A 26,114-nucleotide genomic window follows, 5' to 3' on the forward strand; every position below is an offset into this window, starting at 1 on the left:
AGGGGCGGCGCCCGCGGTACAGCGGGCGCCGCCCCTCCAGGTCAGGTCAGCTCAGGTCAGCTGAGGGAACCCAGCGCCGCCGCGTCGTACGGGGCCAGGTCCTCGAAGCGGCCGGCCAGGACCTTCGCCGCCCACTCGGGGTCCTGGAGCAGCGCGCGGCCGACGGCGACGAGGTCGAACTCGTCGCGCTCCATGCGGTCGAGGAGGTCGTCGATGCCCTTGACCGGGGAGCCCTCGCCCGCGAAGGCCTTGATGAAGTCGCCGTCCAGGCCGACCGAGCCGACGGTGATGGTGGGCTTGCCCGTCAGCTTCTTCGTCCAGCCGGCGAGGTTGAGGTCGGAACCGTCGAACTCGGGCACCCAGTAGCGGCGGGTGGAGGCGTGGAAGGAGTCCACTCCGGCGGCGGCGAGCGGGGCGAGGATCGCCTCCAGCTCCTCCGGGGTCTCGGCGATCCGGGCGTCGTAGGCCTGCTGCTTCCACTGCGAGTAGCGGAAGATGACGGGGAACTCGGGCGAGACCGCGGCGCGCACCGCGGCGACGATCTCCGCCGAGAACTTCGTACGGGCCACCGGGTCGCCGCCGTACGCGTCCTCGCGCCGGTTGGTGCCCGCCCAGTGGAACTGGTCGAGCAGGTAGCCGTGGGCGCCGTGCAGCTCGACACCGTCGAAGCCGATGCGCTCGGCGTCCGCGGCGGCCTTGGCGAACGCCTCGATGACGTCGTCGAGGTCCTGCTGGGTCATGCTCTTGCCGGTGACCTCGGCGCCCTCCTTGTAGAGGCCGGAGGGGCCGACGGGCGGGGCGTCCGCGAAGGGCGGCTCGCCCGCCTTGCGGACCATGCCGATGTGCCAGAGCTGCGGGACGATCGTGCCGCCCGCCGCGTGCACGGCGTCGGCGACCTTCGCCCATCCGGCGAGCTGGTCCTCGCCGTGGAAGCGCGGCACCGCGTCGCTCTGTCCGGCCGAGTCGTGGCCGACGTAGGTGCCCTCGGTGACGATCAGGCCGACGCCCGCGGCGGCGCGGCGGGAGTAGTAGCCGACGACGTCCTCCCCCGGCACACCGCCCGGCGAGAACATCCGGGTCATCGGGGCCATGGCGATCCGGTTCGGGACGGTCAGGCCGTTGATCGAGACGGGACGGGACAGGATCTCGGCTGCGCGGGTCGCGGCGTCAGTGGTCACGTGGGGGCTCCTCGAAGAGGTGGTCGGTATGACGTCGAGCGGTCTGCGAAGCAGGAGATTCCGTGCGGTATGTGCACATGCATCAACTGCTCGTCAGCGTCAACCTCCGCACCGGGCGGGACATTCCGCCGTACCCGCGCCCGCCCCTGTGATCCGGGACACGCCGGGGGCGGGGCGCGGCCCCGGAAGCCGTCCGGGAGCGGGCCGGGAAACGCCCGAGGGCGGCACCCCCCTTGCGGGAAGGTGCCGCCCTCGGAACGTCAGGACGGTTGATCGACCGGGGTCGATCAGAAGTCCATGTCACCGCCCGGCATGCCGCCCGGAGCGCCGCCGGCGGCGGCCTTCTCCGGCTTGTCGGCGATGACGGCCTCGGTGGTCAGGAACAGCGCGGCGATGGAGGCGGCGTTCTGCAGAGCGGAACGGGTCACCTTCGCCGGGTCGATGATGCCTTCGGCGATCATGTCGACGTACTCACCGGTCGCGGCGTTCAGGCCGTGGCCGACGGGCAGGTTGCGCACCTTCTCGACGATGACGCCACCCTCGAGACCACCGTTGACGGCGATCTGCTTGAGCGGGGCCTCCAGGGCGAGACGCACGGCGTTGGCGCCGGTCGCCTCGTCACCCGTGAGCTCGAGCTTCTCGAAGACCGAGGAAGCCTGGAGCAGGGCCACGCCACCACCGGCGACGATGCCCTCCTCGACGGCCGCCTTCGCGTTGCGAACGGCGTCCTCGATGCGGTGCTTGCGCTCCTTGAGCTCGACCTCGGTGGCGGCACCGGCCTTGATGACGGCCACGCCGCCGGCCAGCTTCGCCAGACGCTCCTGGAGCTTCTCGCGGTCGTAGTCCGAGTCCGAGTTCTCGATCTCGGCACGGATCTGGTTCACACGGCCGGCGACCTGGTCGGCGGAGCCGGACCCGTCGACGATCGTGGTCTCGTCCTTGGTGATGACGACCTTGCGGGCGCGGCCCAGCAGGTCCAGACCCGCGTTCTCCAGCTTGAGGCCGACCTCCTCGGAGATGACCTCGCCGCCCGTGAGGATGGCGATGTCGCCGAGCATGGCCTTGCGGCGGTCACCGAAGCCCGGAGCCTTGACGGCGACGGACTTGAAGGTGCCACGGATCTTGTTGACGACCAGGGTCGACAGGGCCTCGCCCTCGACGTCCTCGGCGATGATCAGCAGCGGCTTGCCGCCCTGCATGACCTTCTCCAGGAGCGGGAGCAGGTCCTTCACGTTCGCGATCTTGGAGTTCGCGATCAGGATGTACGGGTCGTCGAGGACGGCCTCCATACGCTCCATGTCGGTGGCGAAGTACGCCGAGATGTAGCCCTTGTCGAAGCGCATACCCTCGGTGAGCTCCAGCTCCAGACCGAAGGTCTGGGACTCCTCGACGGTGATGACGCCTTCCTTGCCGACCTTGTCCATCGCCTCGGCGATGAGCTCGCCGATCTGGGTGTCGGCGGCGGAGATGGAGGCCGTCGAAGCGATCTGCTCCTTGGTCTCGACATCCTTCGCCTGCTCCAGCAGGGCACCGGAGACGGCCTCGACGGCCTTCTCGATACCGCGCTTGAGGGCCATCGGGTTGGCGCCGGCGGCGACGTTGCGCAGACCCTCGCGCACGAGCGCCTGGGCCAGCACGGTCGCCGTGGTCGTACCGTCGCCGGCGACGTCGTCCGTCTTCTTGGCGACTTCCTTGACCAGCTCGGCGCCGATCTTCTCGTACGGGTCCTCGAGCTCGATCTCCTTGGCGATGGAAACACCATCGTTGGTGATCGTGGGGGCGCCCCACTTCTTCTCGAGGACGACGTTACGGCCCTTGGGGCCGAGGGTGACCTTGACGGCGTCAGCGAGCTGGTTCATCCCGCGCTCGAGACCGCGCCGTGCCTCCTCGTTGAACGCGATGATCTTGGCCATGTGAAGTGGTCCTCCCGGACGGGGTGGATTGCTCCGGATCGTGCCCGCGCCCGCGACGGACGGCCTGCAAGCCTTGTGGTTCCTTGCCCCACAGGCCTGCGGGCCTCGCTGACCCGATCCAAGTTCTGTCACTCTCACTGGGAGAGTGCTAACGCCAATGATTAGCACTCGACCACTGCGAGTGCAAGCGCCTCTCACGAAAACGGGGCCGATGGGCGACCTCCGCACGCGCCCTGGAGGGCGGCCCCCGCGCTTGTCCCGCACGGGCGCGCTCGCGGGCGCGCGCGGGACAAGCGGAGGACGGCCCAAGACGGCCGGGGACGCACGAGGGGCCCGCATCCCCTGCGGGATGCGGGCCCCTCGTGTGTGAGTGCGTCGGTGGTCGTTCGCGCCCGATCAGACGGCGAGTTTGACCATGTCCGCCTGTGGACCCTTCTGGCCCTGCGAGATTTCGAACTCCACTCGCTGACCCTCTTCAAGGGTGCGGTAGCCGTCCATCTGAATCGCGCTGTAGTGCACGAAGACGTCCGCACCACCGTCGACCGCGATGAAGCCGTACCCCTTCTCCGCGTTGAACCACTTGACGGTGCCCTGAGCCATGCCTAACTCCCCTATTACTGGCCCTTGCACAGATCCACACTTCGCGGATCCGGGTCAGACCTCACCCCCCAACGGTTGGGGGTGTGCGCCGGAACGCGTCGACCGCGGCTGAATGTATCTGTCCAACTGCCCTCTGCAACAGGTCAATCGGACGAGAATTCTGGGCATGGCCGATCAATGATATGCGGAGAATGCGCAAGGATTCAGGGCAAGTCGGGCCCCGCAAATGCCATAAAATGCCCAAAAAGGTGAGCTACTTTGGCTACTTCTTGTCGCCCGCCGAACGGTCACTCATATGCGTCCGGCATGAAACCAACATCAAAATCGGAGCGACTTCCCCAACTCTAGCGCGTTCAACCCAACAGAATTGCCCCCTCCGTTTGTCTTACGGAGGGGGCAATTATGTGAACGCGCTGTGTCCGGCATTACCGAGGGTAACGATCAGCCTCCGGCGACGGCCGGAATGATCGAAACGCCGACACCGTCCGGAGTCGCCGTCTCCAGTCCCTGCTCGAAGCGGACGTCGTCGTCGTTGACGTACACGTTGACGAAGCGGCGCAGCTTGCCCTGGTCGTCCAGGACGCGCGCGGCGATGCCCGTGTGGTTCTTCTCCAGGTCGCTGATGACCTCGGCGAGGGTCGTGCCCTCGGCCGTCACCTCGGCGGCGCCACCGGTGTAGGTGCGCAGGATGGTGGGGATGCGGACGTTGACGCTCATGATGCGAGGCCAGCCTCTCGGAAGGAGTCGAGGTTCGGGCGGATGGTCGCGGTCAGCCCGGTGTCCGAGGCCACCGCGTCCAGAGTCTTGAGGCCGTCGCCGGTGTTCAGCACGACCGTGGTGAGGGTCGGGTCGAGGAGACCGTTCTCGATCAGCTTGCGGGTGACGCCGACGGTCACACCGCCCGCCGTCTCGGCGAAGATGCCCTCGGTGCGCGCGAGCAGCTTGATCGCGTCGACGATCTGCTCGTCGTTCACGTCCTCCACTGCGCCGCCGGTGCGCCGCGCGATGTCGAGCACGTACGGTCCGTCCGCCGGGTTGCCGATGGCGAGCGACTTGGCGATGGTGTCCGGCTTCTGCGGCCGTACGACGTCGTGGCCGGCCTTGTAGGCGACGGAGACCGGTGAGCAGCCCTCGGCCTGGGCGCCGAAGATCTTGTAGGGCCTGTCCTCGACGAGCCCGAGCTTGATCAGCTCCTGGAGTCCCTTGTCGATCTTCGTGAGCTGGGAGCCGGAGGCGATCGGCACGACGAGCTGGTCGGGGAGCTTCCAGCCGAGCTGCTCGCAGATCTCGTACGCCAGGGTCTTGGAGCCCTCGGCGTAGTAGGGCCGCAGGTTGACGTTGACGAAGCCCCAGCCCTCGCCGGCCGGGTCGCCGATCAGCTCGGAGCAGAAGCGGTTCACGGCGTCGTAGTTGCCCTCGATGCCGACGAGTTCGCCGCCGTAGACCGCGGCCATGACGACCTTGCCCTGCTCCAGGTCGTGCGGGATGAACACGCAGGAACGGAAGCCGGCGCGGGCAGCCGCGGCGCCCACGGCGCCGGCGAGGTTGCCCGTGGAGGAGCAGGAGAGGGTGGTGAAGCCGAAGACGCGGGCCGCTTCGATGGCCTGGGCGACGACGCGGTCCTTGAAGGAGTGCGTCGGGTTGCCGGAGTCGTCCTTGACGAAGAGCTTTCCGGCGTCGACACCGAGCTCACGGGCCAGGTTGTCGGCCTGCACGAGCTTGGTCCAGCCGGGGTTGATGTTGGGCTTGTCCGCCACGTCCGCGGGGACGGGCAGCAGCGGCGCGTAGCGCCAGATGTTCGCGGGTCCCGCTTCGATGCGCTTGCGGAGTTCTTCGGTTTCGTAGGCCGAGAAGTCGTAGGCGATCTCCAGCGGGCCGAAACACTCCTCGCAGGCGAAGACCGGACCGAGCGGGACGCGGTGGCCGCATTCGCGGCAGGAGAGCGCCGCGGCGGGGCCGAGGTCAACCGCTTCGGCGGAGTTCGTGGTACTTGCAACTGTCTGCGCAGCCATGGAGGCGAGGCCCTTTCCTCATCTTCCTCACGACGCACTTCGCCGTGAGACGGATTTGGCACCTTCCCGAGCCGGGAGCCTCGCGACGCGATCGACATCGATCGGTACGAGACCGGCTGGAGGGTTGCCGGGGCTTCATCGGGCCGTATCCCTCTGCCCCTCTGGATGAGCGGTATTTGATTGTTGAACTGTTGAACGCGATACGTACCGACGATCCAGGACATGCGATGGTCATCCGCGTTGTTCAAGACTGTAACCGAAGGCCAGGACAGTTGAGATAGTCGTCCGAACCGCGAGACGACGGCAATCGATCTGCCGCTGGCCGCAGCGGGCACGCCGATGAGAGCGTGTGATCAGACAGTGAGGAGCCGCAGACCGTGCTGAAAGACGTCGAAAGCTGGCTGAGCACACGCTCCTGGTCCGTGACCGACCGCCCGCTCCACAAGATCCTGGCCGCGAAACGCATCACGGGATCGACGGTCAGCGTCGTGCTGCCCGCGCTCAACGAGGAGGAGACGGTCGGCGAGATCGTCGCGATCATCCGCCACGACCTGATGCAGCAGGTGCCCCTCGTCGACGAGATCGTCGTCGTCGACTCCGGCTCGACCGACCGCACCTCCGCGGTCGCCGCCGCCGCGGGCGCGAGGGTCGTGCACCGCGACGACATCCTCCCGCGCATTCCCGCGGTGCCCGGCAAGGGCGAGGTGCTGTGGCGGTCGCTCCTCGTCACGAGCGGGGACATCGTCTGTTTCATCGACGCGGACCTCAAGGAGTTCTCCTCCGACTTCGTCTCCGGGATCGTGGGCCCGCTGCTCACCGATCCCGGCGTCGACCTGGTCAAGGCCATGTACGACCGCCCGCTGGGCGGCGCCTCGGGACAGGGCGGCCGGGTCACCGAGCTGATGGCCCGCCCCCTGCTGAACATGCACTGGCCGCAGCTCGCGGGCTTCGTCCAGCCGCTCGGCGGCGAGTACGCGGCCCGCCGATCGCTGCTCGAACAGCTCCCCTTCCCCGTCGGCTACGGCGTCGAACTCGGCATGCTGGTCGACGCCCTGCACCTGGTGGGCCTGGACGCCCTCGCCCAGGTCGACGTGGGGGTGCGCAAGCACCGCCACCAGGACGGCCAGGCACTCGGCCGCATGGCCGCCGCGATCTACCGCACCGCCCAGCTCCGGCTGGCCCGCGGTCACCTGATCCGCCCCGCCCTCACCCAGTTCGAGCGTGGCCGGGACGGTTTCCAGCCGCGCACGTACTCGGTGGACACCGAGGAAAGGCCGCCGATGAGCGAAATCTCCGAGTACCAGCGGCGCAGGGCCGCGTAGACCGGCCCTGACGGCCGCGATCACATACGGCCGAAGGGGCGCGTTTGAGCGTTTCGACACGGGGCTAGGTTTCGAGGCATGGCTTCAACGCATGGTGCCCACAGGATTCTGGTCGCCTCCAACCGCGGCCCGGTCACCTACGAGGTACGGGAGGACGGCTCGCTGCACGCCAAACGCGGCGGCGGCGGCCTCGTCTCGGGACTCTCGGCGATCGGGCCGGACGCGGGCGCCCTGTGGGTGTGCTCGGCCCTCGGCGACGGTGACCGGGAGGCGGTCCGGCGCGGGGTCGGCGAGGACGGCGTACGGATGCTGGCCATCGACGCCGAGGTCCACGCCGACGCGTACAACGGCATCGCCAACTCCGTGCTGTGGTTCGTCCACCACATGCTCTACCAGACCCCGCTGGAGCCGGTCTTCGACGCGGAGTTCCGGCGCCAGTGGGAGTCGTACCGCACCTACAACCGCGCCTTCGCCGAGGCGCTGGCGGAGGAGGCCGCGGACGGCGCCTCCGTGCTGGTCCAGGACTACCACCTGTGCCTGGTGCCCGGGATGCTCCGCGAACTGCGCCCCGACCTGCGCATCGGCCATTTCTCCCACACCCCGTGGGCGCCCGAGGACTACTTCCGGATGCTCCCCGACGACATCCGCGCGGAACTGCTGGACGGCATGCTCGGCGCGGACCGCGTGGCGTTCCTGACCCGGCGGTGGGCGACGGCCTTCACGCGGTGCGTGGAGACGGCCGCCCCGGAGCGGTACCGGGTGGCCTCGTCCCCGGTCGACCGGCCGGAGATCGAGCACCTCGACGGCTCCCCGCCCGGTCTGACCCTCGTCGGTGTGCACGGCCTCGGCGCGGACGCCGAGTTCCTGCGCGAGCGCTCGCACCGGGCGGACGTCGGGGAACGGATGGCCGCGCTGCGCGAGGAGATCGGGGCCGGCCGCAGGACGATCGTGCGCGTCGACCGGACCGAGCTGTCCAAGAACATCGTGCGGGGCCTGCTGGCGTACCGGCAGCTTCTCGACGACCACCCCGAGTGGCGCGAGCGGGTCGTCCACGTGGCGTTCGCCTACCCCTCGCGGCAGGACCTCGCGGTGTACCGGGACTACACGGCCGAGGTGCAGCGCGTCGCCGACGAGATCAACTCCCAGTACGGGACACCCGGTTGGACCCCGGTGGTGCTGCATGTGAAGGACGACTTCGCGCGCTCGCTCGCCGCCTACCGGCTGGCCGACGTCGCCCTCGTCAACCCCATCAGGGACGGCATGAACCTCGTCGCCAAGGAGATCCCGGTCGTCTCCGACGAGGGCTGCGCGCTGGTCCTGTCGCGGGAGGCCGGGGCGTACGAGGAACTGGGCGAGGACGCGATCTCCGTGAACCCGTACGACGTGACCGGTACGGCGCGGGCGCTGCACGAGGCGCTCGGCATGCAGCCGGGCGAACGAGCCGAACGCACCAAGCGCCTGGCCGCCGCGGCCACCGCCCTCCCCCCGTCCCAGTGGTTCCTGGACCAGCTCCGCGAACTTGAATCCAGCCCCTCCGGCGTTTGAGGAGCGGGGTCCGGGGCGGAGCCCCGGGGTGGGACGGGTAGGGGCGGAGGGGGCGAAAAAAGCCTGCCGCCGCCCCGGCCCGCACGGAAGACGAGCGGCCGGTCAGGCGAGTTCGGCCGCGAGGGCCGCGAGGAGGCGGACGACTCCGGCGGGCCCGTCGACCACCAGGTCGGCACGGTCGGCGAGTTCGGCGACCTCGGAACTGCCGCTGCACACCAGAAGGCCGGGGATCCCGTCGGAGCGGAGCTTGTCGACGGCGGCGAAGGCGGGCAGGTCCCCCAGGTCGTCACCCGCGTACAGAACGGCCTCCGCACCGATCTCCCGGACGTACTCCATGAGAGCGACACCCTTGTCCATCCCGGGCGGACGCAGCTCCAGGACCATGCGCCCCGGCTCGACGATCAGCCCGTGCCGGGCGGCCAGTTCGCCCAGCGGCTCCCGGAGCGCCTCGAAGGCGGCCTGAGGATCGGCGGCACGCCGCGTGTGCACCGCGACGGCACGGCCCTTCTCCTCGATCCAGGTGCCCTGCCAGGCGCCGATACCGTCGAGGAACCCCGGCAGTTCGGCGCGGACGGCGGCCACGCCGGGATGCGGGGCGGGGGCGGTGACGGTGCCGCTCACCGCGTCCCAGCGCTCGGCGCCGTAGTGGCCGAGGACGACCAGGTGCTCCAGTCCGGCCACGCCCGCGAAGCCGCCGTGGCGCACGGCCACACCGGCGGGGCGGCCGGTGACCACGGCGACGGAGGCGACCTTGGGGGCGAGTGCGGCGAGTGCGGGGACCGCGTCGGGGTGCGCGCGGGCCCGGTCGGGGTCGGGGACGATGGGGGCGAGGGTGCCGTCGAAGTCGAGTGCGACGACGGTGTGGGTGGGGCGCGTGAGGATCGCTTCCAGAGCGTCGCGTCCGGCGGGGGTCACCGGGGCCGGCAAGGAGTCCTTGGATTCGGGGTGGCTGCCCATGGGGCGACCCTATCCGGGCGGGGGCGACCGCACCGTTCCTATGGACGAGCGGGAGTGACGGCTCTGGTGGGGGGTGGACGCCGTGGGCGCCCAAGCGCGGTGTTCCGCCCGTCACGGGCGGAACACCGTCGGTGCATCTCGGGCTCGGCCTTCGATACGAAGGCCGCGGCACTATATTTTGTAAACCTCGATCCCGGTAACGGCGCCGGGGTTGTCCGCGTAGGTGCCCGGCTTCAGAGTGGCCAGCTTGGTGCCGCTGCCGCAGCCGTCGGTGACGTGCCAGAGCACTACGCGATAGGACGTCTGGTTCGAGACGGACCGGTTGACCCTTCCGAGGGGATAGCAGCCGGGCGTCAGAGAGTTGACGTGCCTCTCACCAGTCCTGTTCGCGCCCGTCCATCCACACGCAAATCCCTTCGGACAGGTGTTGGGATCAGCCGCCGCGGCCGGCGTGACGAACGTGCCGCCCAGCAGCGCACCGGCCACAGCCGCCATCGTCAGACTTTTCTTGAGCATGTTCATACGAAGCCCCGTTTTCCTTGGTCAACAGACTTTTGGATCTTAACTCAAATCACACGATCGTGTGACACGACGTCAAATGCCGCATGCTGTCGAGCACTTGATACTCCAGCTCAGGCCGGATGCCGCCGTCTCACCGCTCGTCCCGGCGGGCCTCCCGGACCCGGCGCAGTCTGTTCACCGTGACGGGGTCGTGCGCGAGGGCGCGCGGGTCGTTCAGGAGCGCGTTCAGGAGCTGGTAGTAGCGGACCGGGGCCAGGCCCAGTTGCTCGCGTATGGCGCGCTCCTTGGCGCCGGGACCGGGGAAGCCGCGGCGCTCCAGGGCGAGAATGCTCCGTTCGCGCGCGGGCAGCTCTTCCATGGACAGCACGGTAGTCCCCGCCACCGACAAGCGCCGGGGCCGGGGCCGCCGTGCCGCCGCGCGCGGGGTACCGGTCCCGGAACGCGGAACACGCGGAATACAACGCCCCCTATCACGTGAGTGGACTAGACCTTTCCAGGGGTAAAGGGCGACACTGTCCCCCGTGAGACACGTCATCGCCCTCGATGTGGGCGGCACCGGGATGAAGGCCGCCCTCGTCGGGGTGGACACCGAGCCCTCCCCGGACCGCCCCGACGCGCCGCGGCCGCATGCCCCCGGGCACCCCGCGCTGCTGCACCAGGCCCGCCGGGCGACCGGCCGCGAACGCGGGCCCGACGCCGTCGTCGAGGAGATCCTCGACTTCGCCGCCGAACTGCGCGCCCACGGCGAGGAGCACTTCGGCGAGAGCGCCCTGGCGGCCGGTGTCGCCGTCCCCGGCATCGTCGACGCCGCCGAGGGCATCGCGGTCTACGCCGCCAACCTCGGCTGGCGCGACGTCCCGCTGCGCCGGCTGCTCGGCGAGCGGCTCGGCGGCGTCCCCGTCGCGCTCGGGCACGACGTGCGCACCGGCGGGCTCGCGGAGGGCCGGATCGGCGCCGGGCGGGGAGCGGACCGCTTCCTGTTCGTCCCGCTGGGCACCGGCATCGCGGGCGCCATCGGCATCAACGGCGCCGTCGAGGAGGGCGCGCACGGCTTCGCGGGCGAGATCGGCCACATCGTCGTACGGCCCGGCGGAACCCCGTGCCCGTGCGGGCAGCGCGGCTGTCTGGAACGGTTCGCCTCCGCGGCGGCCGTCAGCCAGGCCTGGGCCGAGGCGTCCGGCGACCCCGGGGCGGACGCGGCGGACTGCGCCAAGGCCGTCGAATCGGGCGACCCGAGGGCGCGGGCCGTCTGGCAGGAGGCCGTCGACGCGCTCGCCGACGGCCTGGTCACCGCGCTCACCCTCCTGGACCCGCGCACGCTGATCATCGGTGGCGGCCTCGCCGAGGCGGGGGAAACCTTGTTCACACCACTGCGAGCCGCGGTCGAGCGACGCGTCACGTTCCAGAAGCTGCCGTCCATCGTCCCCGCGGCCCTCGGGGACACCGCCGGATGCCTCGGTGCCGGGCTCCTCGCCCGGGACCTCCTGAACACCACTCCTACGACTCCCCGGAGGTAACCACCCGATGGCCCCTAGCAAGGTTCTCGCCGGCGCCCGGGTGGTACTGCCCACCGGGATCGTGCACGACGGCCGCGTGATCATCGACGGTGCGCGGATCGCCGGCGCGGGTGCCCCCGAGACGCGACCCGCCGGAGTTCCCGGGGGAGCCCCCGCGGACACGCCCGTGACCGACCTGTCCGGCCACTGGGTGGTCCCCGGCTTCGTCGACATCCACAACCACGGCGGCGGCGGCGCGTCCTTCACCTCGGGAACGGTCGAGGACGTCCTGCGGGGCATCCGCACCCACCGGCTGCACGGCACCACGACCGTCGTCGCCTCGACCGTCACCGGTGACATGCACGGCCTCGCCGAACGCGCCGGGATGCTCTCCGAGCTGGCCGAACAGGGCGATATCGCGGGCATCCACTTCGAGGGTCCGTTCATCTCGCCGTGCCGCAAGGGCGCGCACTCCGAGGAACTGCTGCGCGACCCGGACCCGGCCGACGTCCGCAAGCTCCTCGACGCGGCGCGCGGCCGGGCCAGCATGGTCACGCTCGCCCCCGAACTGCCGGGCGGACTCGACTCCGTACGGCTGCTCGCCGAACACGGGGTGATCGCCGCGATCGGGCACACCGACGCGACGTACGAGCAGACGAAGGCGGCCATCGACGCGGGCGCGACCGTGGCGACGCACCTGTTCAACGCGATGCCGGCGCTCGGGCACCGTGCGCCGGGCCCGATCGCCGCCCTCCTCGAGGACGGGCGGATCACCGTCGAGCTGATCAACGACGGCACGCATCTGCACCCCGCCTCGCTGGAGCTGGCGTTCCATCACGCGGGCCCCGGCCGGGTCGCGTTCATCACCGACGCGATGGACGCGGCGGGCTTCGGCGACGGCCGCTACATGCTCGGCCCGCTGGAGGTCGAGGTCGCGGACGGCGTCGCCCGCCTGGTGGAGGGCGGTTCGATCGCGGGCTCCACGCTCACCCTCGACCGTGCCTTCCAGCGCGCCGTCACGGTCGACAGGCTGCCGGTCGAGGACGTCGTGGCGGCCATCTCCGCCAACCCCGCCCGTCTGCTCGGCGCGTACGACCGCGTGGGCTCCCTGGAGCCGGGCAAGGACGCGGACCTCGTGGTTCTCGACGCCGACTTCGCGCTCAAGGGCGTGATGCGCGGCGGAGAATGGGTGGTCGATCCCCGACTGGGGTGATTCACACCTTTGTTGCGTGCGGCGGTTGGCCTGGGGGGACTGGGCCGACCGCCGTTGTGTTTGGCATGATCAAGCCTCCGGAACCACCGGCGGGCGTCCGACCGGCGCCATGTCACAGAACTCTTCGGGGGAGGTCGGCCCAGGTGATCCTCACGGTCACACTGAACACCGCTCTCGACATCACCTATCGCGTGCGGGCGTTGCGCCCGCACAGCTCGCACCGGGTGAGCGAGGTGACCGAACGCCCGGGCGGCAAAGGCCTGAACGTGGGGCGGGTGCTCGCCGCGCTCGGGCACGAGGTGACGGTCACCGGTTTCACGGGCGGCGCGACCGGCCGCTCCGTACGGGACCAGCTGGCCGAGTCGGCCGGGGTGGTGGACGCGCTCGTCCCGGTGCGGGGCTCGACGCGCCGCACGATAGCCGTGGTCGACACGACGACCGGTGACACGACCCAGCTCAACGAACCGGGACCGGCGATAACACCCGCCGAGTGGTCGGCCTTCCAGGAGAGGTACGAGCATCTGCTGCGCTCCGCCTCCGCGGTGGCCCTGTGCGGCAGCCTGCCCCCGGGCGTCCCGGTCGGCGCCTACGCCCAGCTCGTCCGCACCGCACGTGCCTCGGCCGTCCCGGTGCTCCTGGACACCAGCGGCGAGCCCCTGCGCCGGGGAGTCGCCGCCCGCCCCGACATCGTCAAGCCGAACGCCGAGGAACTGGCCGAACTCACCGGCTCCCACGACCCGCTCCAGGCCATCCGCTCGGCACGCCGGCGCGGCGCCCACACCGTCGTGGCCTCCCTGGGCGCGGAGGGACTCCTCGCGGAGAACGCGGCGGGCCGCTGGCGGGCCGCTCCCCCGCGCCAGGTCCACGGCAATCCGACGGGCGCGGGCGACTCGGCGGTCGCGGGCCTGCTGTCGGGCCTGGTCGAGAACCTGCCGTGGCCGGACCGTCTGGCACGGGCCGTGGCCCTGTCCGCTGCGACCGTACTGGCCCCGGCCGCGGGTGAGTTCGATCGCCCGACGTACGAGACCCTGACGGAACAGGTGGCGGTGACGAGCGAGGCGTCCGCGGCGTAGCCCGTGTGACGCGATCCGACCCGACGGAAAAGGGGCGCCGCGACAGTCTCGCTGTCGGGACGCCCCTTCGCGTTCGTCTACCGGCTACCGGCCTTGGGCTACTTCCACCCGGATTCCAACCAGAGCTGGTCGAAGTTCGCGTCGCACTGGTTGCCCTCCCCGCAGGAGATCTGAATCGTGTTGGTGCCCTTGTTGAGCGTGATGTCCGCCCAGGTGTTGGTCCAGCCCTTCTCATAGTCGCCCTCCGCCGCCTTGGCGAAGTTCTTCATGTTGAGGGGGCGGTCCTGCGCCGTGCCGTTGACCGTGAGGATGGCGTTGGCGTCCTTGCCGGGCACTCCGTAGTCGATGTTCAGCGTGTACTTGCCGGCCTTCTCGATGCCGCTGACGTTCCAGACGACCGACGCGCCGACGTGGTTGAACCCCGTGACGTAGACGCCGCCGTCCGCCTTCGCACCCTTGATGTCGGACGCCGTGGTGACGCCCGCGCCCAGGTTCAGCGCCTTCGCGTCGAGCTTGGGGAGGTCCTTGGGCTTGTCGGCGCCCTTCGTCTCCTCCTGGGTCGGCGCGGCGCTCTGGGAGGCCGTCGGGGTCGTGCCCGCCTGGTCGCCGTCCTTGTCGTCGTCACCGCCGCCCGTCATGGCGATGGCGATGCCGATCACCACGGCGGCGACCACGGCGATCGCGCCGATGAGGAGGCCCTTGGTGTTCGGGCCGCGGCCGCGACCGCCGTCACCGTGACCGGGCATCGGCGTCCGCGCCGTCTGCGCGCCGCCGGGAACGGTCTCGGGGGCCCCGTAGTGGGCGTTCGGCTGGCCGTAGCCGCCCTGCTGCGGCACCTGGCCGTACGGGGCGGTGGGGGCCTGCTGGCCGTAGGTGCCCTGAGCGGCCTGGTGGCCGTACTTGCGCTCGCCGACCGCCCGCACCCGGTTGACCGAGCCCGGGTAGCCGTAGCCGCCGCCTCCAGAGGGCGGCGTGGCTCCGTTGGCCTGACCGTCGGCGTAGAGATAGCCGAACGGGTCGTCCTCCTCGGGCGTGCTCGCGCCGTTGTTGCCGGGCGTCATCCCTTGGTCTCCTCAGCGGGTGCGGTTCTGATGCGGTACACGAATGAATGGCGAGCCTACCCGGTTTCCCTGGGCCGAACGGGTGGCCTTCACCGCATCGATGCACTGACCTGCGTCTTACCCCGCGCGCCTGTGCTGTTTGGGACGAGAACGTTTCTCGACGTACATCCGTTCGTCAGCCGATTTCAACACCTCGTCCGCCGTCATTCCGCAGTGGGCCCACCCGATGCCGAAACTGGCGCCGACGCGGACGGCCCGTCCATCGACCCTGATGGGAGGGATGATCGCGTTCCTCAGGCGTACGGCGAGGTCCTGGGCGTCCGCGCGGCCGAGGCCGTCGGCGAGCACCACGAACTCGTCGCCGCCGAGCCTCGCCACCGTGTCGCCGTCCCGGACCCCATGGGTGAGGCGGCGGGCGACCTCGATGAGAACCTCGTCACCCGCGTTGTGCCCGAACCGGTCGTTGATCGACTTGAAACCGTCGAGGTCGCAGAAGAGCACCGCGAGCCCCTTGGTGCCGTCGTCCGTCTCACCCTCGGGCGCGATGGTGTGCACATGGTGGTCGAAGGCCTCGAACGCCTCGGCGCCGGCCCGGAAGTCGAAGCCGTGCCCGTTCCCGTCGTAGGCGGGGTGGCCGTTGTCGTCGTACTCGCCGGACAGCGGGTCCGTGAAATCCCCGTGGCCGTACGCCGCGTCCAGCGAGGCGACCACGCCGGGCGGCAGGGACGCCGGGCGCCGGCAGAGGCGGGCGCCGAGCCGGGAGCGCAGCTCGGCGGAGTTGGGCAGGCCGGTGAGGGCGTCGTGCGAGGCGCGGTGCGCGAGCTGGAGCTCACGGCGCTTGCGGTCCTCTATGTCCTCGACGTGGGTGAGCAGGAAGCGGGGGCCGTCGGCGGCGTCCGCGACGACGGAGTTGCGCAGGTGGACCCAGACGTAGGTGCCGTCGCGGCGCCCGAGCCGCAGCTCGGCCCGTCCGCCCTCGGCGGAGGTCCGCAGCAGGGTGCCGATGTCCTCGGGGTGCACGAGGTCGGAGAAGGAGTAGCGGCGCATCGCGGAGGCGGGCCGGCCCAGCAGTCGGCACAGGGCGTCGTTGGTGCGCAGGATGCGGCCGTGCTGGTCCCCGCCCATCTCGGCGATCGCCATGCCGGAGGGGGCGTACTCGAAGGCCTGCCGGAAGGATTCCTCACTGGCGCGCAGAGCCTGCTGCTCACGTTCCAGGCGGACCAGGGCGCGCTGCATATTCGCGCGTAGACGTGCGTTGCTGATAGCGATGGCGGCCTGGAAGGCGTACATCTGAAGGGCCTCGCGGCCCCAGGCGCCCGGCTTGCGGCCGTTGCGCGGCCGGTCCACCGACAGCACGCCGATCAGCTCGCCGCGGCCGCCACTGCTGCCGCCGTTGACGTTCGGGGTGTACAACGGCGCGAAGAGACGGTCGGAGGGATGCCACTCGTCCTCGAAGCGGGGCGCGGGACCGTCGGTGTACCACTGCGGTACGTCGTCCTCGTCGAGGACCCAGCCCTCGGTGTGCGGTATGAACCGCAGGTCGCCCCAGGCCTCGCCCATGGTGAGCCGGCGCTCCCAGGACGTGCGGGAGCCGACGCGGCCGGTGATGAGGGCTTCGGCCGCGGGGTTTCCGGCCAGAGCGGCGACGACGAGGTCGCCGTCGGGGCGTACGAGGTTGACACACGCCAGCTCGTAGCCGAGCCCGGTGACCACGCCGTCGGCGACGGTCTGCAGCGTGTCCGCCAGGCTGCGGGCGGTGTTCATGTCCGCCATCGCCTGGTGCAGCTGCCGCAGGGTCGCAAGACGGACGTAGGGCTCCGACTCGGTCTCCATTCGCCCTCCCCTCGAGACCTCGCAGCAACTCCAGGGTTCACTCGGCGTACTGGGTGCTCTTTCGGTTCCGTGCTGACTGCCCGGCGCTTCCCCGCGAACCCCTTCACGCCGTACTGCTTGGTAGCTTCCCGCTCAACGCCTCCGCCACTGAATCACAGCGCGCTCCCCACTCGGTACACAGGGTCAACAAAATATGGCTCCTGTGACTCAAGTCACAGCAGAACCTGAGCAATTGAGTGGAGATTCTGCATTTCCGTGTGCGTCTGACACATGCATTATTGGCCGACTGTGCAAAACCTGTGCACGCCCGGACCCGTGGAACGAGTACGGACGAGAGTACGGCCGTCCCGGCCTCCGCGTTCGCCCGCCCCGCCTCCGGCCCCGGCGCCGACGCCTCTCCGCCCGGGCCTCTCTCGGTCCCCGGACCTAGGTCCCGGTTCGGGCCGAGGTCCGATGCGGCGCTCCCGGCGCGGAGACTAGCGTTTCGGCGTGCTCACGACTCCCCCCGCTCTCGCCGCCACCCCGTCCGTGCATGCTGAGGGGGTGAGCAACGACGAGTTCCGCGCCGCCATGACCCGGCTCGCCGCGGGTGTGGTCCTGGTGACCGCGCACGAACCCGCGCTGGCCCCCGACGGGCCGCGCGGCGAGGACGTCGGCATGACCGCGACCGCGTTCATGTCCGTCTCCCTGGACCCGCCGCTGGTCCTGGTCAGTCTGCGCGAGGGGTCCCGGATGGACGACCTGCTCGACGAACAGCCGCTGTGGGGCGTCTCCGTGCTCTCGGAGAGCCAGCGCCACATCGCCGGCCGCTTCTCCATGAAGGGCCGCATCAGCGACCGGCTCCTCTTCGAGGACATCCCGTACGTCCGCGGCGAGGCGTCCGGGGCGCTCCTGATGGGCGGCGCCCTGGCCACCCTGGAGTGCAGCACCGAGCAGCGGATCCCCGCGGGCGACCACACCCTCGTCATCGGCCGCGTCCTGACGGCCCGGGTGCCGAGCGCCGACGGCGGGCCCCTGGCGTACTTCAAGGGCCGCTACCGGCAGCTCGGCTGAAACGGCCCGGGGCGGCGCCGAACACCACTCCCCGGGCGGCCGGGGTCTAACCCCAGTCACGGCCCGTGCGGCCGCGCTTGGTCTCGGAGCGGGCCTTCTTCTCGCGCAGCCGACGTTCGTTGATGCCCCGGGGAATACGGGTGGCGCGGCGCGGCCGGGGCGGCGGCGCGGTGGCCTCGGCGAGAAGGGCGGCCAGGCGCACGGCCGCCGTCTCACGGTTGCGCCACTGGGAGCGGTGCTCGGAGGACCGGACGCTGACGACCCCGTCGACGAGCCGTCCCGCGAGCTTCTCGAGGGCGCGGTCCTTCCACACGGGCGGCAGCGCCTCGGTGTTCGCGAGGTCGAAGCGGAGCTCGACCTGCGAGTCGCTGGTGTTCACGTGCTGCCCGCCCGGCCCGCCGGAGCGCGAGAAACGCCACATGAGCTCGGCCTCGGGCAGGGAGACGGAGCCGCGGATGACATAGGGACCGGACATGTGTTCATGGTCGCCCGCGCGGCCGGTCCGCGTCACGCGATTTTCGGTGTCTCTCGGGGTGAAGAGGGGAGTCCGGGTAAAAAAGGTAAAGACAGACGGAACCTCGGGTACCTCCCGCGGCGTTCATAGGGGTGACGGTAGCTTCGTCCCCAGTACGAAGCCCGTATGTCACGAGGGAAGGGACTCCCAACAATGGCTGTAAGCCTGTCCAAGGGTGGCAACGTCTCGCTCACCAAGGAGGCTCCGGGCCTGACCGCCGTCACCGTGGGTCTCGGCTGGGATGTCCGCACCACCACGGGCACCGAGTTCGACCTCGACGCCTCGGCCATCGCGGTCAACCCCCAGGGCAAGGTCTACTCGGACGCCCACTTCGTCTTCTTCAACAACAAGCAGACCCCGGACCAGACCATCGTCCACACCGGTGACAACCGGACGGGTGAGGGCGCGGGCGACGACGAGGCGATCAACGTCAACCTGGCGGGCCTCCCCGCCGACGTCGAGAAGATCGTCTTCCCGGTCTCCATCTACGACGCGGAGACCCGCACGCAGAACTTCGGCCAGGTCCGCAACGCCTACATCCGCATCGTGAACCAGGCCGGCGGCGCCGAGATCGCCCGCTACGACCTCTCCGAGGACGCCGCCACCGAGACCGCCATGGTCTTCGGCGAGCTCTACCGCAACGGCGCGGAGTGGAAGTTCCGCGCGGTCGGCCAGGGCTACGCCTCGGGCCTCTCGGGTATCGCGCAGGACTTCGGCGTCAGCGTCTGACAGCCGCGCGCACGCGCACGATGAGCGAAGCCCCCGGACCGCGGTTCACCCGGGGGCTCCTCTCATGGGGCAGCACTGTCCGAGCCGTCCGGCGGGCGGGACGCCGGGGCGCTCACGGGCGTCGGCCTGCCCGGTGGCTCACGGGTGGGCCGGCTTGCCCTTTCCGTACAGCCAGTTCTTCCAGATCCCGCCGAAGTCCTTGTCCGGCGCGGCCTTCTCGACGTACGCGGTGAACTCGGCCGTGTCCGCGTTCGCGTGACGACGGGTGGCGGCCCAGCCCTGGACGATGTCGTAGAAGGTGTCGTCGCCCACCAGTCGGCGAATCTTGTGCAGGACCATCGCACCGCGGTAGTAGACGGGCGGGTCGGAGATCTGCGCGGCACCGGGCGGGTCGGCGGGCGGGAAGGCCCAGATCTCGCTGCTGTCGACCGGTTCGTAGTAGTCGCCCTTGTAGAGGGCGTTGAAGATCTCCTCGGCCGAGTCGCCGTCGTGGTCCTCCTGCCACAGCCACTCCGCGTAGGTGGCGAAGCCCTCGTTGAGCCACATGTCCCGCCAGGACTTCGGGGTGACCGAGTCGCCGAACCACTGGTGGGCCAGTTCGTGGACCAGGGTTCTGGTGTCCGGCGCGCCGGGGAAGACGGGGCGCGTCTGGGTCTCCAGGGCGTAGCCGGCGTCGTCGGCGCGGTCCACGATCGCCCCGGTGGAGGAGAAGGGGTACGGACCGAAGTTGTACTCCGCCCAGTCCATGATCTCGGGGATCTCCCCCAGCACCTTCTTACTCGCCTGCTTCTGGGTCGGGTCCACCGCCGTGTAGACCGGCAGCCCGTTCTTCGTCGTCGAGCGGGTGACGTCGTAGCCGCCGATCGCGAGCGTCGCCACATAGCTCGCCATCGGTTCCGCGGTGTGCCAGGCGTAGGTCGTCCGGCCGCCCGTGGTCGACTCGCTCGTCAACTCGCCGTTGGAGACGGCCTGGAGGCCCTTCGGGACGGTGATCCTGACGTCGTACGACGCCTTGTCGGAGGGGTGGTGGTCGCCGGGGAACCAGGCCATCGACCCCGTGGGCTCCCCGAGGGCGAGGGCGCCGTCGGCCGTGCGCAGCCAGCCCTCCTTGGAGGAGTCGGCGTCGGTGATCGTCCGGGGGATCCCGGAGTAGCGGACCGTCGTGCTGAACGTCTCCCCCTTGTCGAGGTCGTCGTGCGGACGCACGGTCAGCTCCTGGCCCGCCCGGTTCCAGCGGGCGCCGCGGCCCTCGACGGTGACGTCGGAGACATCCAGCCCCAGCAGGTCGAGACGGAAGGCGCTGAGGTCCTCCAGGGCCCGCGCGGTGATCTCGGCGGTCCCCGTCAGCCGTCTGTCCCGGGGGTCGTAGGACAGCGTGAGTCCGTAGTGCGTGACGTCGTAGCCGCCGTTGCCCATCTTCGGGAAGTACGGGTCGCCGACGCCGGCCGCGCCGGGTTTCCCGTGCACGCCGTCCCCGCCGCAGGCGGTGAGCCCGGCGCCGAGCGCGAGAGCCAGAACAAAGGGGACAATGACGGAAAATCGGGGCACATCCGCGATCCTAGGCGGCCTCTCCGCCACCTGCGGGGCGGCCGCCGCATCCCCGCGGTCCGACGCCCCCGGTCCGGCCGGAAACCACCGCCCCGGCACCCTCGGCCCGGCCGAAAACCGCAGCCCCGGCGCCCTCGGCCCGGCCGGAAAGCGCGACTCCTGGCGTCCCGGCCCGGGCGGGAACCGCAGCCTCCGGCGCCCCCGGCCCGGGCGCAAACCGTGGCTCCCACCCGACCGGAAAGCGGACGCCGCCCGGCGTGACACCATCACCTCGTGCTCGACATCGGCTACGCCCTCTCCAACCGCTTCCCCGACCCCCCGCAGACCGACTACCGCCGCGCGGACGTCCACGCGCTGCGGCACGACCTGTTCTGCGGGGACGTGTACCTCGCCGACACCAAGACGGACCGGGAGGTGTCCACGGGCTGGGGCTGGGTGCCGGTGCTCGACTTCGCGTGGGCGCTGTGCGACATCGTGGAGCAGCTCGACCGCGACCCGCTGGGCAGCCGGGCCTCCCGCCCCCAGCAGGCGGAACTGGACTTCACCGAGTCGACCGACCGCATGCTCTTCGAGCGCCGCTTCGGCTGGGTGGACATCGAGGCCGACTGGATGCCGGGCGACGAGGAGCCGCTGACCTTCTCGCACACCGAGTTCCGCCGCGAGGCCCGTGACTTCCTGCACGACCTGCTCGCGGACCTCACCGACCTGCACGAGGACCTTGCCGAGAACCCGGCGATCTGGACGCTCCAGGCCCGCTTCCCCCGCGTCTCCTAGCAAGCGGACCGGACAGCCGGCGGGTCTCAGGCCCCCTCCGCGCCGCCGTCCACCCGCACCCCCAGGGCTGCCGCCAGCACCGGTGCCAGGTCCAGGAGCTGGTGGGTACTGATGACCGCGCCCGCGAGCCGGTCCACACCCCGCGCGATGTCCAGCTCCGCCGCCGCGCGCAGGTCCACGTCCACGAGGGTGGCCCCGGTGAGGTCCGCTCCCTTCAGGACGCAGTCCACGAACTCCACCCGCTCCAGGCGGGCGCCCCCGAAGTCCGGCTCGACCAGGACACAGCCCTCGAAGACGACGTCCTTGAGTCTCGCGTTGCGCAGATTCAGGTAGTCGATCTTCCCGCCGCGCACGACCACCCGCTCCAGGACGGAGCCGTACAACTGCGCCCCGCCGAGGCGGGCGTCGATCAGCTCGACATCGCGCAGCGTCGACTCGGCGAGATCGGTGCCCACGCCCCGGATGCCCGTGAGGACCGAGTCCAGCACGCGCGCGTGGTGCAGCCGTGTCTCGTCCAGCGCGCAGCCCGTCAGCGCGCAGTCCATGAAGCGGGCTCCCCCGCCGTCCTGTCCCGCGAAGTCCGCCTCCCGGAACTCCAGCCCGTCGTAGTCGCCGTCCGGCTCCAGCTCCGCACCGTCGTACGGCTCCAGCGCGGGCAGCCGCAGCTCCGGCCGCCGTGCCGCCCTCGGGCCTGCTCCCGGCGCCTTCGCACCCGTCCCGCCGCGTCCGCCCGCCACTCTCCTCGCCATGCCCCCATCCTGCCCGCCGCCACTGACAACGGGCGCCGGCCTGCGGAAACGCACGGCATGTCACATCACGGGCCCGCGTCACGTCGTACACACGGAAAGCCCTGTCGTCGGAGCACCGCCGGAAGCGCGAGCGCAGGTCGGCCGACACCGAGCAGAGGAGACCTCCAGCCATGTACCGCATCACCGTCATCGGCGGCGGCTTCGCCGGACTCACCGCCGCCGTCACCGCCGCCGAGGCGGGCGCCGAGGTCACCGTCTACGAGGCTCACCACACCCTCGGCGGGCGGGCCCGGACCTCCGAGGGGCCGTACCGGACGAACGAGGGACCGCACGCCCTCTACAGCGCGGGCCCGCACCGGACCTGGCTCCATCAGCGGGACCTGATCGGAGCGCTCGCCCCGATCCCGCCCCTGGAGGCGGCCCGGCTGCGCCTGCGGCACCGGGGCGTGCTGCGCCGCACCCCACCGTTCGCGATGCTGAAGCTGCTGCGGCGCTCCTGCCAGCGGGCTCCGGCGGACGTCGACTTCATGACCTGGGCGAGGGGACAGGCCGGAGAGGAGGGCGCGCGGGCCGCGGCTCACTATGCGGCGGTCGTCCTCTTCCACCACGATCCCGGTTCGCTGTCGGCGGCGTTCGCGCAGGAGCGGCTGCGCCGGGCCATGAAGGTGCCGACGGAGGTGCACTGCCCCCGGGGCGGCTGGGCCGGCGTCATCGACCGGATGGCGGGGCGGGCATGGAACCTCGGCGTGCGGATGGAGACGCTGGCCCGGGTGGACGCCGTCCCCGAGGGCGGGGGCCCGGTCGTCGTCGCCACCTCGCTGGCCTCGGCCCGCCGTCTGCTCAAGGACGACTCGCTGACCTGGCCGAGCGGCCGTACGGCCCTGGTCGACCTGGCGCTGCGGAGCCGCCGCGGGGACGCGTTCGCCGTCTCCGACCTGGACGCGCCGGGCTGGATCGAGCGCTTCACCGCCCGGGACCGCACCCTCGCCCCGGCCGGTGAGCAGCTCCTCCAGGGGCAGTTCCCGATCGCTCCGGGAGAGTCCGGGGCACACGGCGCCGCCCGTGCCGAGCAGCTCCTCGACCTCGCCTTCCAGGGCTGGCGCGAGCGCGTCACCTGGCGGCGTACGAGCGTCGCGAACGGCCGCACGGGCGCGGTCGACCTGCCCGGCACGACCTGGCGGGACCGTCCGCGCATCGACCGGGGCGACGGCGTCTACCTCGTGGGTGACCAGGTCGCGGCTCCCGGGGTGCTCTCGGAGGTGTCCTTCAACAGCGCGATGGAGGCCGTGTCGCTGGCCCTGGGCCTCCGGGAGCGCCTTGACCTCAAGCGAGCTTGAGGTTGAACAGTGGTCAGGGCCCGACCGGTCGATCCCGCCGATTCCGAGGAGCCCCCCGATGTACGCGATCCGACTGCACGCCTTCGGCCCCGCCGAGAATCTCGTCCACGAGCGGACGGAGGACCCGGAGCCGGGACCCGGCCAGGTCCGGATCGCCGTGGCCGCCGCGGGCGTCCACTTCCTGGACACCGCCCTGCGCGCGGGCATGCGGGGCGGCCCGGCCCCCGAGCCCGTCCTGCCGACCGTCCCCGGCCGTGAGGTCGCCGGGACCGTCGAGTCCCTCGGCGAGGGCGTCGCCGGGCTCTGGCTCGGCAGGCGCGTCGTCGCCCACCTCGGTTTCGCCCCCGGGGGCTACGCCGAGCTGGCGGTCACGGACGTCGAGCGCCTCCACGACATTCCCGGGAATCTCGACTTCGTGCAGGCCGTCGCCATGATCGGGACGGGCCGTACGGCCATGGGGATCGCGCAGTTCGCCGAGTTCGGCCCCTCGGCCGTGGTCGTCGTGCCCGCGGCGGCGGGCGGCGTCGGCACGCTCCTCGTGCAGCACGCGCACCACGCGGGCGCGACCGTGGTGGGCCTCGCGGGCGGTCCCGAGAAGGTGGCGCTGGCCCGCGCGAACGGCGCCGATCCGGCCGTCGACTACACCGATCCCGGCTGGCCGGGGAAAGTCCGCGCGCGGCTCGGCGGCCGGGCGGCGACCGTCGTGCTCGACGGCGTCGGCGGTGACGTGGCCCGGGAGGCCGTCGGGCTGCTCGGCCCCGGTGGCCGGCACATCGTCTTCGGCTGGTCCGGGGCGGGCCTGCTCGGCGGCTCCCCGTACCTCGTGGAAGGGGTGTCCGAGCAGGTGCTCGGCCCCGTGATGATGCGCAGGGCGGGCGGACCCGACCCCGTGCGGACCCTGGAGCTGCGGGCCCTGGCCGAGGCCGCGGCCGGCCGCCTGGTCCCGGCCGTGACCCGTTTCCCCCTCGCCGAGGCGGCCGCGGCGCACCGGGCCCTGGAGAACAGGGCGACGATCGGAAAGGTGGTGCTGGAACCATGACCACGAGCCGGTGGAACGCACCTCATGAGGCCGAATCGCCCAAAGATGCGACCCATTCCGTTCCATGGTCTTCTGGGCGAATGAGTGTCACCCGGACAGGTGAACCAGAAGCGCCCGTGGGTCCCGACCCCCATCGCTGGTGGGCGCTGGTGATCATCGCGCTCGCCCAGCTCATGGTCGTGCTGGACGCGACGATCGTGAACATCGCCCTTCCGTCCGCGCAGCACGATCTCGGCATATCCGACGGCGACCGGCAGTGGGTCATCACGGCCTACACGCTGGCCTTCGGCGGGCTGCTGCTGCTCGGCGGCCGTGTCGCCGACCTCGTCGGACGCAAACGCACCTTCGTCATCGGGCTGATCGGCTTCGCGGTGGCGTCGGGCATCGGCGGCGCGGCGACCACGTCCGGCATGCTGTTCGGCGCCCGCGCCCTCCAGGGCGCCTTCGCCGCCCTGCTCGCGCCCTCGGCACTGTCCCTGCTGACCACGACCTTCACCGATCCGAAGGAACGCGGAAAGGCGTTCGGTGTCTACGGAGCGCTGGCGGGCTCCGGCGCGGCCATCGGGTTCATCCTGGGCGGCCTGCTGACGGAGTACCTGAACTGGCGCTGGTGTCTGTACGTCAACATCCCCATCGCGGTCATCGCGGTCTTCGGCGCGTTCGGACTGCTGCGCGACCGGCCCGGCCACAAGAACGTCCGGCTGGACGTGCCCGGCGCGGTGCTGGGCTGCGGCGGACTGGTGGCGATCGTGTACGGGGTCAGCGAGGCGGAGTCGCACGGCTGGTCGTCCCCGCTGGTGCTGGGTCTGATCGCGGGCGGGGTCGCGCTGCTGGTCGCGTTCGTGTGGTGGCAGAACAGGGCGCCGAGCCCGCTCCTGCCGCTGCACATCGTCAAGGACCGCAACCGCGCCGGCTGCTTCCTGACGATGGGGCTCGCCGTCATCGGCATGTTCGGCGTGTTCCTGTTCATGACCTACTACCTCCAGGTCGTCCTCGGATACTCGCCGGTGAAGACCGGTCTGGCGTTCCTGCCGCTGACCGTCGCGATCATCATCGGTTCGACGCAGATCTCGGCGCGGCTGCTGCCCCGTGTGGCGCCGCGCGTGCTGATGGTCCCGGGCATGGTCCTCGCGGCCGGCGGCATGCTGTTCTTCACCCAGCTCACCGTCGACTCCGCCTACGCCACCGAGCTGCTGCCGGGGCTGCTCCTGCTGGGTCTCGGCATGGGCCTGACCTTCATGCCGGTCTTCGCCACCGCGACCGCCGGGGTCGCCCCGCAGGACGCGGGCGTCACCTCGGCGACCGTCAACACCTCGCAGCAGGTGGGCGGTTCGATCGGCACGGCGCTGCTGAACACCATCGCCACCACCGCGAGCACGGCCTACATCGCCGCTCATCTCCGCAATCCCTCGCAGCGGGAGCTGATCACCCGGGAGGGCGTCGTCCACGGGTACACCGTGGCCATCTGGTGGGCCGTCGGCATCATGCTGCTGGCCGGCCTGGTCGCGGGGCTCATGGTCACGGCCAAGGCCCCCAAGCGCGCGCCGTCGGACGCGGCGGTCGCGGAGTCGGTGGGCTGACCCCGGCCCCCGGACGGTGTGGCCCCGGGCCGCGGGGAGCCGGCGGCCCGGGGCCACACCGGCGCC

At 71.0% G+C, this 26,114-nt stretch carries 24 protein-coding genes and 1 riboswitch; of the genes, 11 read left to right on the forward strand and 13 right to left on the reverse strand.

Annotated features, from left to right (window positions below; translation table 11 throughout):
• Positions 1-56: 56 nt before the first annotated feature.
• From OG485_RS20455 to thrC, 5 genes are all read right to left on the reverse strand, one after another.
• On the reverse strand, positions 57-1,178 hold the full coding sequence (locus OG485_RS20455; RefSeq protein ID WP_328669770.1) for an NADH:flavin oxidoreductase: 1,122 nt from the start codon (positions 1,176-1,178) through the stop codon (positions 57-59).
• A gap of 287 nt (positions 1,179-1,465) precedes the next feature.
• Positions 1,466-3,091 (reverse strand): chaperonin GroEL, encoded by a 1,626-nt coding sequence (gene groL, locus OG485_RS20460; RefSeq protein WP_326787049.1) that lies wholly within the window; start codon positions 3,089-3,091, stop codon positions 1,466-1,468.
• 396 nt (positions 3,092-3,487) lie between these two features.
• The gene (locus tag OG485_RS20465) at positions 3,488-3,691 is read right to left on the reverse strand and encodes a cold-shock protein (RefSeq protein ID WP_005315736.1); all 204 of its coding nucleotides are present in this window, start codon (positions 3,689-3,691) and stop codon (positions 3,488-3,490) included.
• 441 nt (positions 3,692-4,132) lie between these two features.
• Positions 4,133-4,408, reverse strand: coding sequence for a MoaD/ThiS family protein (locus OG485_RS20470; RefSeq protein ID WP_326787048.1), 276 nt, complete (start codon positions 4,406-4,408; stop codon positions 4,133-4,135).
• Positions 4,405-5,703: a threonine synthase gene (gene thrC / locus OG485_RS20475; protein WP_328669771.1), complete on the reverse strand. Its 1,299-nt coding sequence runs from the start codon at positions 5,701-5,703 to the stop codon at positions 4,405-4,407. The genes OG485_RS20470 and thrC overlap by 4 nt, the downstream gene beginning before the upstream one ends.
• A 15-nt stretch (positions 5,704-5,718) precedes the next feature.
• Positions 5,719-5,875, reverse strand: a riboswitch (SAM riboswitch).
• A gap of 205 nt (positions 5,876-6,080) precedes the next feature.
• On the opposite strand from thrC, the gene OG485_RS20480 reads away from it, so the two are divergent.
• Together OG485_RS20480 and OG485_RS20485 are read left to right on the forward strand one after the other, a co-directional pair.
• Positions 6,081-7,025 (forward strand): glucosyl-3-phosphoglycerate synthase, encoded by a 945-nt coding sequence (locus OG485_RS20480; RefSeq protein ID WP_328669772.1) that lies wholly within the window; start codon positions 6,081-6,083, stop codon positions 7,023-7,025.
• A 78-nt stretch (positions 7,026-7,103) separates the two neighbouring features.
• On the forward strand, positions 7,104-8,570 hold the full coding sequence (locus OG485_RS20485) for an alpha,alpha-trehalose-phosphate synthase (UDP-forming) (protein ID WP_328669773.1): 1,467 nt from the start codon (positions 7,104-7,106) through the stop codon (positions 8,568-8,570).
• 102 nt (positions 8,571-8,672) lie between these two features.
• On the opposite strand, the gene otsB is transcribed toward OG485_RS20485, so the two are convergent.
• The 3 genes from otsB to OG485_RS20500 form a co-directional block, all read right to left on the reverse strand.
• Complete coding sequence (otsB, locus tag OG485_RS20490; RefSeq protein ID WP_328669774.1) at positions 8,673-9,527, reverse strand: trehalose-phosphatase; 855 nt, start codon at positions 9,525-9,527, stop codon at positions 8,673-8,675.
• A 171-nt stretch (positions 9,528-9,698) separates the two neighbouring features.
• Complete coding sequence (locus OG485_RS20495; protein ID WP_328669775.1) at positions 9,699-10,049, reverse strand: peptidase inhibitor family I36 protein; 351 nt, start codon at positions 10,047-10,049, stop codon at positions 9,699-9,701.
• 130 nt (positions 10,050-10,179) lie between these two features.
• A complete protein-coding gene (locus OG485_RS20500; protein WP_328669776.1) occupies positions 10,180-10,407 on the reverse strand; it encodes a DUF3263 domain-containing protein in 228 nt (75 codons plus the stop codon).
• 163 nt (positions 10,408-10,570) lie between these two features.
• Between OG485_RS20500 and OG485_RS20505 the strand changes: the two genes are divergently transcribed.
• The 3 genes from OG485_RS20505 (at position 10,571) to OG485_RS20515 (ending at position 13,831) form a co-directional block, all read left to right on the forward strand.
• Complete coding sequence (locus OG485_RS20505; RefSeq protein ID WP_328669777.1) at positions 10,571-11,566, forward strand: ROK family protein; 996 nt, start codon at positions 10,571-10,573, stop codon at positions 11,564-11,566.
• A 7-nt stretch (positions 11,567-11,573) separates the two neighbouring features.
• Positions 11,574-12,758, forward strand: coding sequence for an N-acetylglucosamine-6-phosphate deacetylase (nagA, locus tag OG485_RS20510; protein ID WP_328669778.1), 1,185 nt, complete (start codon positions 11,574-11,576; stop codon positions 12,756-12,758).
• Positions 12,759-12,901: 143 nt separating this feature from the next.
• Complete coding sequence (locus tag OG485_RS20515; protein ID WP_328669779.1) at positions 12,902-13,831, forward strand: 1-phosphofructokinase family hexose kinase; 930 nt, start codon at positions 12,902-12,904, stop codon at positions 13,829-13,831.
• A 98-nt stretch (positions 13,832-13,929) separates the two neighbouring features.
• On the opposite strand, the gene OG485_RS20520 is transcribed toward OG485_RS20515, so the two are convergent.
• Positions 13,930-14,892: a CBM35 domain-containing protein gene (locus OG485_RS20520; RefSeq protein ID WP_328669780.1), complete on the reverse strand. Its 963-nt coding sequence runs from the start codon at positions 14,890-14,892 to the stop codon at positions 13,930-13,932.
• A gap of 117 nt (positions 14,893-15,009) precedes the next feature.
• Positions 15,010-16,725, reverse strand: coding sequence for a diguanylate cyclase CdgB (gene cdgB, locus OG485_RS20525; protein ID WP_328669781.1), 1,716 nt, complete (start codon positions 16,723-16,725; stop codon positions 15,010-15,012).
• Between the two features lie 570 nt (positions 16,726-17,295).
• Between cdgB and OG485_RS20530 the strand changes: the two genes are divergently transcribed.
• On the forward strand, positions 17,296-17,778 hold the full coding sequence (locus tag OG485_RS20530) for a flavin reductase family protein (RefSeq protein ID WP_443048929.1): 483 nt from the start codon (positions 17,296-17,298) through the stop codon (positions 17,776-17,778).
• A gap of 46 nt (positions 17,779-17,824) precedes the next feature.
• Here OG485_RS20530 and arfB read toward each other — a convergent pair whose 3' ends face one another.
• Positions 17,825-18,253 carry an alternative ribosome rescue aminoacyl-tRNA hydrolase ArfB gene (gene arfB, locus OG485_RS20535; RefSeq protein WP_326787036.1) on the reverse strand — a complete coding sequence of 143 codons (429 nt, stop codon included), beginning with the start codon at positions 18,251-18,253 and terminating at the stop codon, positions 17,825-17,827.
• A gap of 192 nt (positions 18,254-18,445) precedes the next feature.
• Here arfB and OG485_RS20540 point away from each other — a divergent pair, with 192 nt between their 5' ends.
• Positions 18,446-19,021 carry a TerD family protein gene (locus tag OG485_RS20540; RefSeq protein WP_326787035.1) on the forward strand — a complete coding sequence of 192 codons (576 nt, stop codon included), beginning with the start codon at positions 18,446-18,448 and terminating at the stop codon, positions 19,019-19,021.
• Positions 19,022-19,159: 138 nt separating this feature from the next.
• Here the strand turns inward: OG485_RS20540 and OG485_RS20545 are convergent, their stop codons facing one another.
• Positions 19,160-20,569, reverse strand: a complete 1,410-nt coding sequence (locus OG485_RS20545) for a M1 family metallopeptidase (RefSeq protein ID WP_328669782.1) — start codon at positions 20,567-20,569, stop codon at positions 19,160-19,162.
• Positions 20,570-20,842: 273 nt separating this feature from the next.
• Here OG485_RS20545 and OG485_RS20550 point away from each other — a divergent pair, with 273 nt between their 5' ends.
• On the forward strand, positions 20,843-21,343 hold the full coding sequence (locus tag OG485_RS20550) for a hypothetical protein (RefSeq protein WP_326787033.1): 501 nt from the start codon (positions 20,843-20,845) through the stop codon (positions 21,341-21,343).
• A 26-nt stretch (positions 21,344-21,369) separates the two neighbouring features.
• Here OG485_RS20550 and OG485_RS20555 read toward each other — a convergent pair whose 3' ends face one another.
• Positions 21,370-22,092 carry a pentapeptide repeat-containing protein gene (locus OG485_RS20555; protein ID WP_328669783.1) on the reverse strand — a complete coding sequence of 241 codons (723 nt, stop codon included), beginning with the start codon at positions 22,090-22,092 and terminating at the stop codon, positions 21,370-21,372.
• 170 nt (positions 22,093-22,262) lie between these two features.
• On the opposite strand from OG485_RS20555, the gene OG485_RS20560 reads away from it, so the two are divergent.
• The 3 genes from OG485_RS20560 (at position 22,263) to OG485_RS20570 (ending at position 26,048) form a co-directional block, all read left to right on the forward strand.
• Positions 22,263-23,429, forward strand: coding sequence for an NAD(P)-binding protein (locus OG485_RS20560; protein WP_328669784.1), 1,167 nt, complete (start codon positions 22,263-22,265; stop codon positions 23,427-23,429).
• A gap of 58 nt (positions 23,430-23,487) precedes the next feature.
• Entirely contained in the window at positions 23,488-24,468 is a 981-nt protein-coding gene (locus tag OG485_RS20565; RefSeq protein WP_328669785.1) for a zinc-binding dehydrogenase, read from the forward strand.
• A gap of 80 nt (positions 24,469-24,548) precedes the next feature.
• Entirely contained in the window at positions 24,549-26,048 is a 1,500-nt protein-coding gene (locus tag OG485_RS20570; protein WP_328669786.1) for an MFS transporter, read from the forward strand.
• Positions 26,049-26,114: the final 66 nt, after the last annotated feature.

The sequence above is a fragment of the Streptomyces sp. NBC_00328 genome (assembly GCF_036139655.1).
Lineage (GTDB): Bacteria > Actinomycetota > Actinomycetes > Streptomycetales > Streptomycetaceae > Streptomyces.

What these genes read in the sequence shown, in the direction of transcription:
- groL (WP_326787049.1), bottom strand. Translation starts at nt 3,091, where the DNA reads ATGGCCAAGATCATCGCGTTCAACGAGGAGGCACGGCGCGGTCTCGAG.
- OG485_RS20465 (WP_005315736.1), bottom strand. Translation starts at nt 3,691, where the DNA reads ATGGCTCAGGGCACCGTCAAGTGGTTCAACGCGGAGAAGGGGTACGGC.
- OG485_RS20470 (WP_326787048.1), bottom strand. Translation starts at nt 4,408, where the DNA reads ATGAGCGTCAACGTCCGCATCCCCACCATCCTGCGCACCTACACCGGT.
- thrC (WP_328669771.1), bottom strand. Translation starts at nt 5,703, where the DNA reads ATGGCTGCGCAGACAGTTGCAAGTACCACGAACTCCGCCGAAGCGGTT.
- OG485_RS20485 (WP_328669773.1), top strand. Translation starts at nt 7,104, where the DNA reads ATGGCTTCAACGCATGGTGCCCACAGGATTCTGGTCGCCTCCAACCGC.
- otsB (WP_328669774.1), bottom strand. Translation starts at nt 9,527, where the DNA reads ATGGGCAGCCACCCCGAATCCAAGGACTCCTTGCCGGCCCCGGTGACC.
- OG485_RS20495 (WP_328669775.1), bottom strand. Translation starts at nt 10,049, where the DNA reads ATGAACATGCTCAAGAAAAGTCTGACGATGGCGGCTGTGGCCGGTGCG.
- OG485_RS20500 (WP_328669776.1), bottom strand. Translation starts at nt 10,407, where the DNA reads ATGGAAGAGCTGCCCGCGCGCGAACGGAGCATTCTCGCCCTGGAGCGC.
- nagA (WP_328669778.1), top strand. Translation starts at nt 11,574, where the DNA reads ATGGCCCCTAGCAAGGTTCTCGCCGGCGCCCGGGTGGTACTGCCCACC.
- OG485_RS20520 (WP_328669780.1), bottom strand. Translation starts at nt 14,892, where the DNA reads ATGACGCCCGGCAACAACGGCGCGAGCACGCCCGAGGAGGACGACCCG.
- cdgB (WP_328669781.1), bottom strand. Translation starts at nt 16,725, where the DNA reads ATGGAGACCGAGTCGGAGCCCTACGTCCGTCTTGCGACCCTGCGGCAG.
- OG485_RS20530 (WP_443048929.1), top strand. Translation starts at nt 17,296, where the DNA reads ATGACCCGGCTCGCCGCGGGTGTGGTCCTGGTGACCGCGCACGAACCC.
- arfB (WP_326787036.1), bottom strand. Translation starts at nt 18,253, where the DNA reads ATGTCCGGTCCCTATGTCATCCGCGGCTCCGTCTCCCTGCCCGAGGCC.
- OG485_RS20540 (WP_326787035.1), top strand. Translation starts at nt 18,446, where the DNA reads ATGGCTGTAAGCCTGTCCAAGGGTGGCAACGTCTCGCTCACCAAGGAG.
- OG485_RS20555 (WP_328669783.1), bottom strand. Translation starts at nt 22,092, where the DNA reads ATGGCGAGGAGAGTGGCGGGCGGACGCGGCGGGACGGGTGCGAAGGCG.
- OG485_RS20560 (WP_328669784.1), top strand. Translation starts at nt 22,263, where the DNA reads ATGTACCGCATCACCGTCATCGGCGGCGGCTTCGCCGGACTCACCGCC.
- OG485_RS20565 (WP_328669785.1), top strand. Translation starts at nt 23,488, where the DNA reads ATGTACGCGATCCGACTGCACGCCTTCGGCCCCGCCGAGAATCTCGTC.
- OG485_RS20570 (WP_328669786.1), top strand. Translation starts at nt 24,549, where the DNA reads ATGAGTGTCACCCGGACAGGTGAACCAGAAGCGCCCGTGGGTCCCGAC.